Consider the following 14,138-nt stretch of genomic DNA (forward strand, 5'->3'; position numbering starts at 1 on the left):
CGGCCACTGTCCGCCCGGCGGGCGTGACGGGAGGATGCTCGCCATGAAGTCGTTGCACCGTGCCTGGACAGTGGCCGCCGTCGCCTTCGTCGCGATCATCGGGGCGGCCGGCTTCCGGGCGACGCCGGGCGTGCTGATCATGCCGCTGCAGGACGAGTTCGGCTGGACGAGGGGCACCATCTCACTGGCGGTGTCGGTCAACCTCATGCTCTACGGGCTGTGCGCGCCGTTCGCGGCGGCCCTGATGGACCGCTTCGGCATGCGCCGGGTGGTCGCCTGCGCCCTGCTGCTGGTGGCCGCCGGCAGCGGCCTCACCGTGTTCATGACCGCGAGCTGGCAGCTCGTCGCGCTCTGGGGGGTCCTGGTCGGGGCGGGCACCGGCTCGATGGCGCTCGTCTTCGCCGCCACGCTGACCGACCGCTGGTTCGTCCGGCACCGCGGCCTGGTCACGGGCGTGCTCACGGCGGGCGGCGCCACCGGGCAGCTGGTCTTCCTCCCGCTGCTCGCCCACCTTGTGGAGGCGCAGGGCTGGCGGCCGGCCTCGCTCACGGTGGCCGGGGCCGCGCTCGCCGTCGTCCCCCTCGTGTGGTTCCTGCTCAGGGACACTCCCGAGGAGATCGGCCTGACCGCGCTGGGGGCCGATGGGCCGGTCGTCCGTACACCGGGAGGGGGCGCCGCCGCGCGGGCCGTACGGGTGCTGCGGGACGCGGCGCGCACCCGCTCCTTCTGGTACCTCGCCGGGGGCTTCGCCATCTGCGGCGCGAGCACCAACGGCCTGGTCGGCACCCACTTCATCCCGGCCGCCCACGACCACGGCATGCCCGAGACCGTCGCGGCCTCGCTGCTGGCCGTCATCGGCGTGTTCGACATCGCCGGCACGATCTTCTCCGGGTGGCTGAGCGACCGCGTGGACGCGCGGCTCCTGCTCGTCGTCTACTACGCCCTGCGCGGGCTGTCGCTGCTGGTCCTGCCGCAGCTGTTCGCCGCCACGACCGAGCCGAGCATGCTGGTCTTCATCGTCTTCTACGGCCTCGACTGGGTGGCCACCGTGCCGCCTACCGTCGCCCTGTGCCGCAGGATCTTCGGCGCGGACGGCGCGGTGGTGTTCGGCTGGGTCTTCGCCTCCCACCAGGTCGGCGCGGCCGTCGTCGCCACCGTGGCCGGCGTCACCCGCGACCACCTGGGGAACTACGACCTGGCGTGGTACGGCGCCGGCGCCCTGTGCCTGCTCGCGGCGCTCATGTCGTCCCGCATCGTCACGCGTGTCCGGGACCGCGGCGAAGCTGCGATCCTTGTCGGGTGACCGAGCGCGTTCTTCCCCTGGTCGTACGCATCGAGCGGGCGGCGCCGCCGCGCCGCACCGACGCGCTGGAGGCGGCCGCGACCGCCGTGCCGCGACTGCTCGACCATGCGGAGAACAGCGCGGAGAACGGGGCGGAGCACGGGGACGAGTGGAGCGGGGAGATCGCCGAGTGGCAGGACGGCCGGATCAGGAAGGTGGTCAGGCGGGCCCGCGGGGCCGAGTGGCGGCGGGCGCTCGCCCTGCCCGGGATCACCGTCACCGTGCGCACGGCCGAGGTGCGGGTGCATCCGCCGGTGCCGTTGGACGACTGGCCGCGTGACCTCGCCCGGCTCCAGGTGTCGGGCACCGATCTGGAGGACGACGCCGTTCCGCCGGAGCCCGGCCCCGATGACGTGGTGCTCTGGGTCAACCCCCGGCTGACGATGACGGCGGGCAAGGCGATGGCCCAGGCGGGCCACGGCGCGCAGTTCGCCTGGTGGGGCGCGGGCGAGGCGGACAGGGCGGCCTGGCGTGGGCGCGGCTTCGCCGTACGCGTCCGGACGGCGGGTGCCGGCCGGTGGGACGCGCTGGCCGGGAGCGGCCTGCCGGTGGTCCGGGACGCCGGGTTCACAGAGATCGAACCCGGCTCGGCGACGGTCGTCGCGGACGCCCCCTGGCTGCGGGCGGGCGTTCCCGATCTGTGATGGGGAAGGCACCCGAAAAACCGGGATATGCCGTACGCTCCCGATCGTGTCACCTGGGGACTATGGGACGAAGGCCGTGCCCTCCTACATAGCGGCCGAGGCCGAGACCACGCCACTGCCGAAGATCACGGTCCCGCCGCCGGCACCGGCGACGAATTCCGGCAAGGGCCTCGGGGACCTGCCGATGCGGGTGGTCTACCGGGCGGTCGCCGTGGCCGCGGGGGTCGGCATCCTGGGCGCGGGCGCCGCCTTCGTGGTGCTCGGCCGGGGCACTCCCGCGCCGGCCGAGGTACAGAGCCCGGCCGCCCAGGGAGCGACGCAGCAGGTGGTCCTGCCGAGCGGGGTGTCCAGCCCGGCCGCGGTGGCAGGCGGCGCGGGGAACGGCGGGGGGATCGGCACGGCGACCGAGGCTGTGGCGACGCCCGGCCTGAGCCCGCTGTCCAGTGCCAGCCCGCTCGACGCCAGTCCGCTCACTGCCAGTCCGATCGGTGCCAGCCCGCAGGCCAGTGTGAGTCCGCCCGGCGCGAGCCCCGAGCCCTCGCCCGACACCGCGATGGCGGCGGCCCTGCACGATCCCCGGGTGCCCACGCTGCCCGCGAACGAGCGCAAGCTGCGCCGGCTGCACGGGCATCCGGCCCACATCCGCGGCCTGGTCAAGGACCGGCGTTCCGGTGTCGCCCTGCCGCGCTTCACCAAGTCGTGGACGCTCGCCAAGGCGAGCCCGTTCGCCTCCCGGCAGGTGCTGCCGAAGGTCAAGGGCATGTCGTACCGCGGCCTGCTGGTCTCCTGCCCGGTGCCGATCCCGCAGCAGGAGACGCTGCGCGACACCGCCTTCCTGGCCGCGCGGTGGACGCTCAACCACCATCCGTCCGGCGCGACGATCACCTGGACCGCCTCCCAGCCGATGAAGGCGGGCAAGCGGAAGGGCTGGCTGCTGGGCTACACCGTGCACTACACGGTGAAGGGCAAGAAGCGGACCTCCGCGGCGGCGCTGGCCCTCGTGGACGTCAAGGACAAGAAGCCCGCCGTCGTGTTCGTCACGATCCCTGACAGCCAGAAGAAGCGCTGGCGCGACATCAACGCCGTGATGTCCTCCGTCAAGGCGCTCTGACTCAGCGGGAGCGCGGGCGCCGCCACAGGCGGCCGGTCAGGAGCACGGCCACCGCCAGCCCGGCCGTGGTGAGGGCGCCGCCCTCGCCGACCATCCAGGCCGACCTGTCATGCGTCGAGGTCATCGCCTCGGCCACGAAGTACAGCGACGCGTTCACCGTGGCATGGCACACCAGGACGGGCCAGATGCTCCGGGTGCGAAGCCGCAGCCACACGAGCGGGAAGGCCAGCGTGACCGTCTGGAGTGTGAACATCAGCATCGCGTACGGCACCGCCACGCCCTCTTCCACCGCCCCCGGCACGAAGAGCATCAGCGGGTAGTGGAACGCGGCCCAGGCCAGGCCGAGGATCACCGCCGTCGTGGCCGGGCTCCTGCGCGCGGCGAGCCTCATGACCAGCAGGGAGCTCCAGCCGAGCTGCTCGCCGAGCGCCAGGACGACGAACGGCACCACACCGGGAACGAGGCCGAGCAGCACGCCGAGTGCCGGATGCAGCCCGGTGGACCCGGCGGGGTTGCCCGGGTCGAAGCGGGCGGCGCCGGTCAGCCAGGCCGTGCCGTACGCGATGCCGATGCCGAGGACGGGAACGGCCCAGGCGGCGGCGAGCGTGCGCCAGGGCACCCGGTGGAAACCCCAGTCCACGGCGCGGACGCCTCCGGCGGCCAGGCACGCGACGAGCGCGGCGAGCGCGGGCATGAACGCCTGGCTGTACATGGCGATCTGGGTCCCGATGGGAGCGTCGCCGATTCGGTCGAGGTCGGCGCCCTGCGAGACGGCGAGGGCGACGACGGGCAGCACGAGGGCGGCCAGGGCGACGCCGTAGACCCCGAGCCGCGGCTCGCGGGCGGTGGGAGCGGCGGTCCCGGTGTCGGTGGCGGTGGCGGTTGACGTGTTCGTTCGCATGGGCCGATTCCAGCGTCCCGGCGGTCCCGCCCGCCTGAGGGTGAGGTCCCGTTCCGTCCCGTGCGACGGACCTGGGCGGAGTCCCGGATGGGACGGGACCCGGGTCCCATTCCCCTCCGTGCGCGAATGTCCAATGATGTCCTGATGCGAAGCGGTGCGTGGCCCCGAGGTCTCTGGGCGATCCCTGTCCTGTGCGGGGCGGCCGTCGTCGCCGGCGTCGCGCTGACCGCGGCCGCGCCCGCCCTGGACACCACCTATCTCGTGCTTGACGCGGTCGCCGGCCTGACCTGCCCGGCGGTGGGCGTGCTGATCCTCTCGCGATGGCGGCGGCACCTCGTCGGCCTGCTGTTCTGTCTCAGCGGCGCCGGGCTGGCCCTCCAGGCACTTTCCGGGGGATACGCCGCGTACGCACAGTCGCACGGGCTGCCCGGCGCCCTGGCGGCCGCGTGGGTGACGAACTGGGTGTTCTTCACCGGCTTCGGGCCGCTCCTGCTCCTGCCCATGCTGCTGCCCGACGGACGGCTGCCGTCGCCGCGCTGGCGGCCGGTCCTGGTCGCGGCCGTCGCCGGGATGATGGTGCTCCAGGTCATGCTCATGCTTCGGGACCGCATCTGGGTCTGGGGGCGGGAGGTGCCCAGCTCGTTCGGTTTCGTGCCCACCAAGCCCATGGCGGAGCTCACGTTCGGCGTGGTGGCGATCGGGCTGGCCGCGTCGGGGATGGCGGCGCTGGCCGCACGGGTCACCCGATCCGACGACAGGCGACGTCTCCTGCCGGTGTTCGCGGCCGTCGTCGCGGTGGGGCTCGCGGTGGCCGCCGACACGCTGCTGCCGCCCGATCCGCCCGTGGGCGTGTGGCTGCTGGCCGTGGCGCTGCCGCTGTTCCCCGCGGCCACGGCGGTCTCGATCTTCCGCTACCGGTTGTTCGACATCGAGGTGCTGATCCGGCGCACCGTCGTGTACGCGCTGGTCACGGTCACGCTGCTGGGGGCCTACCTGGTCACCGTGGCCACGATCGGCACGCTCCTGCGGGCCGGGAGCGGGGTGTTCGAGCCGCTGGCCGCCACCGCCGTCGTCGCGGTGGCGTTCGCACCCGCGCGCGACGCAGCGCAGCGGGCCGTCGGCCGTCTGCTGTTCGGCAACCGGGGCGACCCCGCGGCCGCGTTGTCCCTGCTCGGCCAGCGCCTCGAGTCGTCGGCCGACCCGACGCGGCTCCTCGAACGGGCGGCGGAGACCGTGGCGCACACCCTGCGGCTGCCCGCGGTCGCCGTGCTCGCCGCCGACGGCACGCCGGTCTGCGCGGAGGGCGGTGTCCCCGGCGACGGCGTACGTCTGCCGCTCGTGGTGGGTGGACGCGTGGAGGGGGAGTTGCGCGCGGCTCCCCGATCGCCGGGCGAGGCCCTGTCGGCGGCGGACCTGGCGGTGCTCGACGACCTCGCCCGCCAGCTCGCGGTCGCCCTCGCGGCCGTACGGCTCGCCAGGGAGGTGCAGACGTCGCGGGAGCGGCTGGTCATCGCCAGGGAGGAGGAACGGCGCAGGCTCCGCCGTGACATCCACGACGGTCTCGGGCCCGGCCTCGCCGCCATCGGCGTAAGGCTCGACGTGATAGAGGCCACCGCCGCGGGCGTGTCGCCTGCCGTGCGATCGTCGCTGTCGGAGGTCGGGCAGCTCGTCCGGGGGCTCGTCGGGGACGTGCGGAGGATCGTTCACGACCTGCGCCCGCCGGCGCTCGACGAGCTCGGGCTGGCCGGAGCCTTGGAGGACCTGGCCCTGGAGACGGAGGAGACCGCGCAGGGCGGCCCCGCGGTCAGGGTCCGGGTGCCGGAGCCGCTTCCCGAGCTGCGGGCCGCCGTCGAGGTGGCGGCGTACCGCATCGCCCAGGAGGCGCTGGCGAACGCCCTGCGGCACGCGCAGGCCAGGACCGTTGAGATCGTCGCACGGATCGAGCGGGGCGGGCTGGTCCTGCGGGTCCGCGACGACGGCCGGGGGCTGCCCGAACCGCTCGTCGAGGGCGTGGGGTCGGGCAGCATGAGAGAGCGCGCCCTGGAACTCGGCGGCGTGCTGCACAGGACGTCCGCCTTCGGGACGGGCACGACAGTAGAGGCGGTGCTGCCGCTGTGATGAACCCCGAGGCCGATTCGGAGACTGCCGAGCCGATACGCGTCCTGCTGGCGGACGACCACCCGCTGCTGCGGCACGGCCTGCGGACGCTGCTGGAACAGGTCGGCGGCGCCGAGGTGGTGGGCGAGGCGGGGGACGGCGAGGAGGCCGTCGCCCTCGCCCTGTCGCTGCGCCCCGACGTGGTCGTGATGGACCTGGTGATGCCGGGCACCTCGGGGATCGAGGCCACCCGCCGGCTGATCGACCGCGAGCCCGCCCTCGGCGTGCTCGTGCTGACGATGAGCGAGGACGACGCGTCGGTGTTCGCCGCGCTGCGGGCGGGCGCGCGCGGCTACGTCCTGAAGGGCACGGGCGGGGCGGAGTTCATCGCCGCCGTTCGGTCCGTCGCCCGGGGGGAGGCCGTGTACGGCCCCGCCGTGGCCCGGCGCATCCGCAGGTTCCTGGCGTCCGGCCCGGACGTCACGCCCTTCCCCGAGCTGACCGCCAGGGAGCGTGGTGTTCTCGACCTGCTCGCGTCCGGCAAGTCGAACGCGGAGATCGCCCGCGCCCTGTTCCTCAGCCAGAAGACCGTGAAGAACCACCTGACGTCCGTCTTCGCCAAGCTCCAGGTGGCCGACCGGGCGCAGGCCGTGGTGCGCGCCCGCCGCGCGGGCCTCGGTGACTGAGCGGTGGGGACGGCCGGGCTCAGCATTCGGCGAGGACGATCACGGAGTCGCCGGGCGTGAACGTCACCGCCCGGGACCGGTCCGGGTTGAGCACGACGCCGTAGTGGGGCGGCTCCCCGGACCTCGCCGCCACGCGGTAGCCGATCGCGGTCTCGCCACGGCGCAGGGCCGACTCCACGATCGTGCGGAAGGCGACGGGCCCGCCGGTCGTCACGTAGTCCTCCACGGGCCGGGGATAGACCTCCGAGCCCGCGGCGTCGAAGAGGTAGCCGAAGACCTCGGCGAGGTGCGGATTCTCGGCGAGCTGGGCGAGCAGCAGGCCGATGACGGTGTCGCTGATCACGATGTCGTCGGCCTCGGTGACCTCGGCGAGCGCCCGGTTGTTCTCGTCGTGCATCTCGCTAACGATCGAGTACTTCTCCCCGAGGGTCGCCTGCATGTCGCGCAGTTGCAGCAGCGTCATCAGCGTCCGGTTGTCGGCGTGGCGGGGATCGTGCCGGTCGTCGGAGAGCACGATGACGTGCTGGTAGACGCCGACGCCGAGGGACTCCAGGGCGTACCTGTCGGTGCCGTCACACTCCTTGACGTTGACCGTCAGGTTGCGCAGGTCCGCCAGGCCGGCGCCGGCGCCGGGGTGGACGCCGGCGACGTCGAGCACCGATCCGGGGGTCACGTAGCCGTCCAGGTAGCGGATGATCCGCGCGGCCCGGCCGTTCCAGCCGAGCATCAGGGTCCGCTCGGGGGCCGGCGCCGGGGCCGTCGCGGGGACGATGTGCCGTTCGTCCGCGGGGGCCGTTCCGTTCGCCAGGCGGATGAGCGAGTCGTCCTGGGCGAGCACGACGATCTCGTCGGACGTCCCGATCACCGTGTCCGGCGGCGGGTTGAGCGTCACGCCGCCGGGTGCGCGCAGGCCGAGGACGGTCGCGGTCGCGTACGCGTCGAGGGCCTGGCCGTACGACCTGCCGGCGAGGGCGGGATCGCGCCGGAGGTAGATCTCGCCGCCGTCGAAGTTCAGCAGATCCATGCAGACGACGGACACGCCGGACTGCCAGGACGACTGCACGATCAGCCGCGCGGCGATGTCGTCGCTGTCGACCAGGTGGACGCCGGGCCCACCGGCCAGCCGGGCGGCGGCCATGTTGCGCGAGGAGGCGATGGCGGCGACCACCGGCGGATGCTCGCCCGCCCGCTTGGCCAGCGCGAGCAGGGTCTTGACGACGTGCGCGTCCGGGTCTTCCGTCTCGGGGGACAGCACCACGATCGCTCGCGCGGTGCTCAGGCTCATCAGGTCGAGGTCGGCCGGCTCGGTGGGCCGGCCGGTGCGGCACACCAGGCGCGTCCTGCCCGTGTCGCCCACGTGGGCCCGGATCGCGTCCTCCATGGCGGGCTTGTCCCTGTCGGCCAGGATCGCGATGACCGAGCCGTGCTGGCTGGCGTGCGCCCTCGTGAGCTCGGAGACGATCGTGTAGAGCTGCTCGGACCAGCCGAGGATGACGGTGTGGCCGCTCTCGATGACGCGGGAGCGGCCCTTGCGCAGCTCCTCGATCTTGGCGCGCAGACCGGTGGAGAGCACGCCCACGAGGATGCTGACGATGAAGATGCCGCCGAGGGACGCCCCCAGCATGATCGCGAGGAAGGGCGCGGTGCCGGCGTCTCCGGCAATCTTGCCGGGGCTGAGGGCGTGCATGAGCGACAGCCACAGCACCCCGGGCCAGCCGTCGTGCCGGAGCGCCTCGTCGGGGGCGAGCCACATCGTCAGCGCGCTGACCACCACGATGAGCGCCAGCGACACCAGGGCCAGCCAGCCGATGAGGGCGGTCGTGCCCTTGGCCATGGTGTTGTCGAACCAGTAGCGCGCACGCTCTTTGACCGTGGCTTTTGACACCGGCATCCCCCGCGTGTGATCGGTAAACGTCAGACATAGTAGAAGCGACTAGGCTTCGTCGTGTGACGGAACTGGTGCTCGCCTCGGCCTCGCCCGCCCGCCTCGGTGTGCTGAGGGCGGCCGGGCTCGACCCCAAGGTGATCGTCAGCGGGGTCGACGAGGACGCGATCACGGCCGCCACGCCCGAGGAGCTCTGCCTGAAGCTGGCCGTGGCCAAGGCCGTCGCGGTGTCGCGGACGCTCGGCGACGGCATCGTGATCGGCTGCGACTCGGTGCTCGAACTCGACGGCGTCGCGTACGGCAAGCCGGGGACGCCCGAGGAGGCGGTGCGCCGCTGGCACATGATGCGCGGCAGGACCGGCCGGCTGCTGACCGGGCACTGCGTCAAGGACGTCGCCGGGGGTGGCACGCGGTCCGAGGTCGCCGCGACCGTGGTGCGGTTCGGCACCCCGTCGGACGAGGAGATCGGCACGTACGTCGCGAGCGGCGAGCCGCTGCGGGTGGCGGGGGCGTTCACCCTCGACGGCCTGGGCGGCTGGTTCGTGGAGGGCATCGAGGGCGACCACGGCAACGTGCTCGGCATCTCGCTGCCGCTGGTCCGCCGCCTGCTCGCCGATCTCGGCGTGCCGGTGACGCGTCTTTGGCGCTAGCCTGCCCGCCATGAGTGGCATCGAGCGGCCCGCCGGGCGGCGTGGCGTCGGCGGTTTCGCCGAGGGGATCGGCTTCTGCTTCCGTGGGCTGGGATGGGTCGCCCGGCATCCCGGCTGGTGGTTGTTCGGGCTGATCCCGGCTCTGATCGCGCTCGCGCTCTACGTCGTGGCGCTGGTGTGGCTGGGCACGCACGCCACCGACGTCGCGGCCTGGGTGACGCCGTTCGCCGACGACTGGGGCTGGCGGGACACGTTCCGCGCGCTGGTCGGCTTCATGATCTTCGTGGTGGGGCTCGCGCTCTCCGTGCTGACCTTCACCGCCGTCACCCTCGTGATCGGCGACCCGTTCTACGAGAAGCTCTCGGAGAAGGTCGAGGAGGACCTGGGCGGGCTTCCCAGCGGCGATCTGCCCTTCTGGTCGTCACTGCTCCGGTCGGTCCGCGACAGCCTCGTCACGCTGTGGTACGTCGTCCTGTTCACGGTGCCGCTGTTCGTTCTCGGGTTCGTGCCGGTCGTGGGCCAGACGGTAGTGCCCGTGGTCGGCGCGTTCGTCTCCGGGTTCTTCCTCACGGTCGAGCTGACCGCCCTCGCCATGGAGCGGCGGGGCCTGCGGCGCAAGGAGCGCTTCGCCCTGCTCCGCGCGAACCTGCCGGTCACGCTCGGGTTCGGCGTGCCGCTCTTCCTCGCGTTCATGGTGCCGCTCGTGAGCGTGGTCGCGATGCCGGGCGCCGTGGCCGGAGCCGCGATGCTCGTGCGCCTCCGGCTCGCGCCGGCGCCCGCACCGGAAGATCAGGCATCAGGAGGCCGGGCGCCGGAAGGTCAGGCCAGGGACACGAGACCGGCGTAGCCGGGGTTCCACATGTCCTCGACCCCGTCGGGCAGCAGCAGGACGCGGTCGGGACGCAGGGCCTCCACGGCCTTCTCGTCGTGGGTGACCATCACGACGGCGCCCTGGTAAGAGGCGACCGCCGCCAGCACCTCGTCCCGTGACGCCGGGTCGAGGTTGTTGGTGGGCTCGTCGAGCAGCAGCACGTTGGCCTGCGAGCCGACCAGGGTGGCGAGCGCCAGACGGGTCTTCTCGCCGCCGGACAGCACGCCCGCGGGCTTGCCCGCGTCGTCCCCCGTGAACAGGAACGAGCCGAGGATCCGGCGCACCTCGCCGTCGCCCAGGTGCGGCGCGGCGGCGGCGAGGTTCTGGGCGACGGTGCGCGCCGGGTCGAGGGTGTCGTGCTCCTGCGCGAAGTAGCCCAGCCGCAGACCGGGACCGTGCACCACGCGGCCCGAGTCGGGGCGTTCCCGCCCGGCCAGGATCCGCAGCAGCGTGGTCTTGCCCGCGCCGTTGAGACCGAGCACGACGAGCCGGCTGCCCCGGTCCACGGCCAGGTCCACGCCGGTCAGCACCCGCAGGTCGCCGTACGCCTTGGCCAGGCTGATCGCGCCGAGCGGGGTGCGGCCGCAGGGGGCGGGCTCGGGCAGACGGATGCGCGCGACCTTCTCGGCGCGGCGGACCGGCTCCACCGCGGCCAGCATGCGGTCGGCCCGGCGCGCCATCTCCTTGGCCCGCACGGCCGTCGACTTGCCGGCGCGCATCCTGTCGGCCTGGGCGTGCAGCGCGGCGGCCTTGCGTTCTGCGACCGCCCGCTGCCGGGCGCGCCCGCGCTCGGCGGCGTCACGGTCGGCCAGATAGGTGCGCCAGCCGGTGTTGTGCACCTCCAGCGCGGCCCGGTCGGCGTCGAGGCGCCAGATCCTGTTCACGGTGTCGTCGAGCAGCGCGGTGTCATGGGTGATCAGGACCAGCCCGCCGGTCCGGCTCGCGAGGAACGACCGCAGCCAGGCCACGGAGTCGGCGTCCAGGTGGTTGGTGGGCTCGTCGAGCAGCAGCGTGCCCTGCCCGGCGAACAGGATGCGGGCGAGTTCGACGCGGCGGCGCTGCCCGCCGGACAGGGTGCCGACCGGCTGGGTCATGACCCGGTCGGGCAGGCCGAGCCCGGCGGCGATGCGGGCGGCCTCGGCCTGGGCGGCGTATCCGCCGCGGGCCTCGAACTCCGCCTCGGCCCGGACGTACCGCCGCATCGCCCGCTTCTGCTCGGCGGGGTCGGCCATGGCCGCCTCGGCGGCGCGCAGCGCGCACTCGGCCTCGTCGAGACCGCGGGCCGACAGGATGCGGGCGGCGACGGAGAGGGACGGATCGGCAGCCGCGGGATCCTGCGGGAGATAGCCGACCTCGCCGGTCCGGGTGATGGTGCCCGCGACCGGCTGCAGTTCGCCGGCCAGGGTCTTCAGCAGGGTGGTCTTGCCCGCGCCGTTGCGGCCGACCAGGCCGACGTGGTCGCCGGGGGCGACGTGGGCGCTGACGTCCGACAGCAGGAGACGGGCGCCGACGCGCACGTCGACACCGCGAAGGGTGATCATTTGTTGACGCTCCGGAGAAGCTCAAGGACACACGGGTGGCGTGGAAGCGGGTGTCCGAGCTAGGAGATCCGGGGCAGAGACATGGCGCCGAGCGTAGGCCGGGTGCCCGGCCCGGTGCCACTGGTTTTCCGGCTGCCGGGTTGTCCACAGGGGACGGCTGTCCCCAGAACGCGCTTCGGCCGTCTTGGGGGCGCGGCGGTCCGGCGAGGCTGTCCGCCATGACGACTCCGAAGCTCGTGCTCTCGACCCCCGCGGACATCCTCTCCGCCGTGCCCTACCTCGTCGGTTTCCACCCGGCCGACAGCCTCGTGGTGACCGGGTCCACCGGTCCCGAGGTGCGGCTGACGACGCGGTGGGACCTCCCGGCCGATCCCGGGGAGCTCGACCGGCTGGTCCCGCTGCTCCGCCGTGAGGCGGTGACCTCCGCGTTCCTCGTGGGGTACGGCCCGGGCGCCCTCGTGACCCCCGTCGTCGACGAGGTGACCCGGCTGCTGCGGGCCGGGAACATCCTCGTGACGGAGAGCCTGCGGGCCGAGGGCGGGCGCTACTGGTCCTACTCCTGTGGCAGCGCGACCTGCTGCCCGGCCGAGGGCACGCCGTACGACACCGGCGGCAGCCGGGTCGCGGCCACGGCGGTGATGCACGGGCTGGTCGCGCTGCCCGACCGGGGCAGCCTGCGCCGCTCCGTCCAGCCGTCCGGCGGGACGCGGATGCGGCAGGCGACACTCCGCGTCGTGGCGGCCCTGCGCACGCGCCTCGCGGCCCTCGACGCGGCGAGCGAGGCGGCGACAGCGTCGGCGGGTGAGGCGGCGACGGACCTGGATGAGGAGGCCGCGCGGTTCGTCGGCGAGGCGCTGGGGCGGGTGCGCACGGCGATCGAGCTTTACGACTCGGGGGGCAGGCTCGGCGACGAGGAGGCCGCGCGGCTCGGGCTGGACCTCGCCGTGATCCGGGTGCGGGACGAGGCGTGGGCGCTGATCGACGACCGGGACGCGCATCTGGCGTTGTGGCGTGACCTCACCCGGCGGCTGGAGCCGGGCCACGCCGCTCCCGCCGCCTCGCTGCTGGCGGCCGCGGCGTGGCAGCGGGGGGAGTGCGCCCTCGCCGGCATGGCGCTGGAGCGGGCCCTCGCCGCCGATCCGGGCTACTCGATGGCGCTGCTGCTACGGCAGGCGCTGACGCACATGATGTCCCCCGCCATGCTCCGCGACCGCATGCCCACCCCGGCGGAGCTCGACGACGAGATGGGCGCTCCGAGGGCGGTCTGGCTCGCGCCGCTGCGCGCGCTGCTGACGCCGGCTCAGACCGGGTCGCTGTCCTGAGCCTGACGACGGCGCTCGTTGTAGGCGCGCATCCGCGCGGGATAGCCGGTGAGCTGCACGTCGTAGACCGGCAGGGCGAGATCTCTGGCGACCTTGGCGATGACGGCGGGCGATCCGACGCGGCGGCGGGTCCACTCCCCGTCGTGGGCCACGGCCACCGCCGTGGTGTCGGTGGCGAAGGTCTCGGGCTCGACGTAGAACTCCACACCACGCCGGGTCTTGGCGAACTCGATGAGCGCCTCGATGTCGGCGTCGGTCGCCTCGCGGTCGAACTTGGCCACGCGGAGGCCGCGCCGCCGCCGGAGCCCGTAACGATCTCGCCATCTCATAGTGCTTGTATACCGTGCCGCAGATCACGATGGCGTTAAGGGAACGGTCTCGGGGCCATGTCGGGGATGTCCCTGATGCCGGGGGCGCCTCTCCGGAGCAGGATGGAGGCAGACTTGAGACAAGCCGAGCAGGCCGTCGACGGAAGGCGATGTTTGTGATGCCCGCGACAGCGACACCACCGTGGCAGGGCCGCCCGGCCCCCATGCCGCACCCTCAGTTGCGCGTGACGAACCAGGACCGTGAGCAGGTGGTCGAGCACGTCAAGGCGGCCTACGCCGAGGGCAGGCTCGACAAGCACGAGATGGACGAGCGGCTGGACCGGGCGATGACCGCCCGCACCCATGCCGACCTCATGCCGATCATGAACGACCTGTACGGCGCCCGCCCGGCGTACGTGCCCCGGCCGCCCGCGTCCTTCGCTCCCCATCCCGCCCTGGAGGGAGGCGACCGGGCCGGAGCGGCGGCCGCGCACCTGTTCGCGCTGGCGGGCTTCTTCGTCGTCGGCCCGCTGCTGATGATGGTGACCGCGGGCCGCACGTCCCCCTACATCAGGCGGCACGCGGTGGAGGCGCTCAACTTCCACCTCACCGTGCTCGGCGCGACCATCCTGCTGCCCTTCACCGTCGTCGGGGTCGTGCTGGTGCCGGTGGTCTGGGTCCTCGGGCTGGTCCTGTCCGTCGTCGGCGGGGTGTCGGCGATCGCCGCCACCGAGTTCCGCTATCCCCTGACGGTCCGCCTCGTGAAGTAAGCCCCGTGAA

At 73.4% G+C, this 14,138-nt stretch carries 13 protein-coding genes; 9 read left to right on the forward strand and 4 right to left on the reverse strand.

Annotation, left to right across the window (positions count from 1 at the left end; all coding sequences use genetic code 11):
- Positions 1-43 precede the first annotated feature (43 nt).
- The 3 genes from Mam01_RS09710 to Mam01_RS09720 are packed head-to-tail and all read left to right on the forward strand — an operon-like array spanning position 44 to position 3,097.
- Positions 44-1,303, forward strand: a complete 1,260-nt coding sequence (locus Mam01_RS09710; protein WP_150932474.1) for an MFS transporter — start codon at positions 44-46, stop codon at positions 1,301-1,303.
- Positions 1,300-1,986, forward strand: a complete 687-nt coding sequence (locus Mam01_RS09715; RefSeq protein ID WP_204285057.1) for an aminoacyl-tRNA hydrolase — start codon at positions 1,300-1,302, stop codon at positions 1,984-1,986. Before Mam01_RS09710 ends, Mam01_RS09715 begins: the two co-directional genes overlap by 4 nt.
- Before the next feature lie 46 nt (positions 1,987-2,032).
- A complete protein-coding gene (locus Mam01_RS09720) occupies positions 2,033-3,097 on the forward strand; it encodes a hypothetical protein (RefSeq protein ID WP_204285058.1) in 1,065 nt (354 codons plus the stop codon).
- Position 3,098: 1 nt separating this feature from the next.
- Here the strand turns inward: Mam01_RS09720 and Mam01_RS37280 are convergent, their stop codons facing one another.
- Entirely contained in the window at positions 3,099-3,998 is a 900-nt protein-coding gene (locus tag Mam01_RS37280; RefSeq protein WP_204285059.1) for a CPBP family intramembrane glutamic endopeptidase, read from the reverse strand.
- Between the two features lie 144 nt (positions 3,999-4,142).
- On the opposite strand from Mam01_RS37280, the gene Mam01_RS09730 reads away from it, so the two are divergent.
- On the forward strand, positions 4,143-6,116 hold the full coding sequence (locus tag Mam01_RS09730; RefSeq protein ID WP_204285060.1) for a sensor histidine kinase: 1,974 nt from the start codon (positions 4,143-4,145) through the stop codon (positions 6,114-6,116).
- Positions 6,116-6,781: a response regulator transcription factor gene (locus Mam01_RS09735; protein WP_204285061.1), complete on the forward strand. Its 666-nt coding sequence runs from the start codon at positions 6,116-6,118 to the stop codon at positions 6,779-6,781. The genes Mam01_RS09730 and Mam01_RS09735 overlap by 1 nt, the downstream gene beginning before the upstream one ends.
- A 19-nt stretch (positions 6,782-6,800) precedes the next feature.
- Here the strand turns inward: Mam01_RS09735 and Mam01_RS09740 are convergent, their stop codons facing one another.
- Positions 6,801-8,666, reverse strand: a complete 1,866-nt coding sequence (locus Mam01_RS09740; RefSeq protein WP_204285062.1) for a CASTOR/POLLUX-related putative ion channel — start codon at positions 8,664-8,666, stop codon at positions 6,801-6,803.
- Between the two features lie 62 nt (positions 8,667-8,728).
- Here Mam01_RS09740 and Mam01_RS09745 point away from each other — a divergent pair, with 62 nt between their 5' ends.
- Positions 8,729-9,316 carry a Maf family protein gene (locus Mam01_RS09745; protein ID WP_204285063.1) on the forward strand — a complete coding sequence of 196 codons (588 nt, stop codon included), beginning with the start codon at positions 8,729-8,731 and terminating at the stop codon, positions 9,314-9,316.
- A gap of 10 nt (positions 9,317-9,326) precedes the next feature.
- Complete coding sequence (locus tag Mam01_RS09750) at positions 9,327-10,163, forward strand: EI24 domain-containing protein (RefSeq protein WP_204285064.1); 837 nt, start codon at positions 9,327-9,329, stop codon at positions 10,161-10,163.
- On the opposite strand, the gene Mam01_RS09755 is transcribed toward Mam01_RS09750, so the two are convergent.
- Positions 10,136-11,728: an ABC-F family ATP-binding cassette domain-containing protein gene (locus Mam01_RS09755; protein WP_204285065.1), complete on the reverse strand. Its 1,593-nt coding sequence runs from the start codon at positions 11,726-11,728 to the stop codon at positions 10,136-10,138. The two genes, Mam01_RS09750 and Mam01_RS09755, sit on opposite strands and share 28 nt — an antisense overlap.
- A 218-nt stretch (positions 11,729-11,946) precedes the next feature.
- Here Mam01_RS09755 and Mam01_RS09760 point away from each other — a divergent pair, with 218 nt between their 5' ends.
- Positions 11,947-13,050: a DUF4192 domain-containing protein gene (locus Mam01_RS09760; RefSeq protein ID WP_204285066.1), complete on the forward strand. Its 1,104-nt coding sequence runs from the start codon at positions 11,947-11,949 to the stop codon at positions 13,048-13,050.
- On the opposite strand, the gene Mam01_RS09765 is transcribed toward Mam01_RS09760, so the two are convergent.
- Entirely contained in the window at positions 13,029-13,379 is a 351-nt protein-coding gene (locus tag Mam01_RS09765) for a hypothetical protein (RefSeq protein ID WP_138462612.1), read from the reverse strand. The genes Mam01_RS09760 and Mam01_RS09765 overlap by 22 nt on opposite strands.
- A gap of 224 nt (positions 13,380-13,603) precedes the next feature.
- On the opposite strand from Mam01_RS09765, the gene Mam01_RS09770 reads away from it, so the two are divergent.
- On the forward strand, positions 13,604-14,128 hold the full coding sequence (locus Mam01_RS09770; protein WP_239101174.1) for a DUF1707 and DUF4870 domain-containing protein: 525 nt from the start codon (positions 13,604-13,606) through the stop codon (positions 14,126-14,128).
- Positions 14,129-14,138 lie beyond the last annotated feature (10 nt).

This window comes from Microbispora amethystogenes, assembly GCF_016863015.1.
Lineage (GTDB): Bacteria > Actinomycetota > Actinomycetes > Streptosporangiales > Streptosporangiaceae > Microbispora > Microbispora amethystogenes.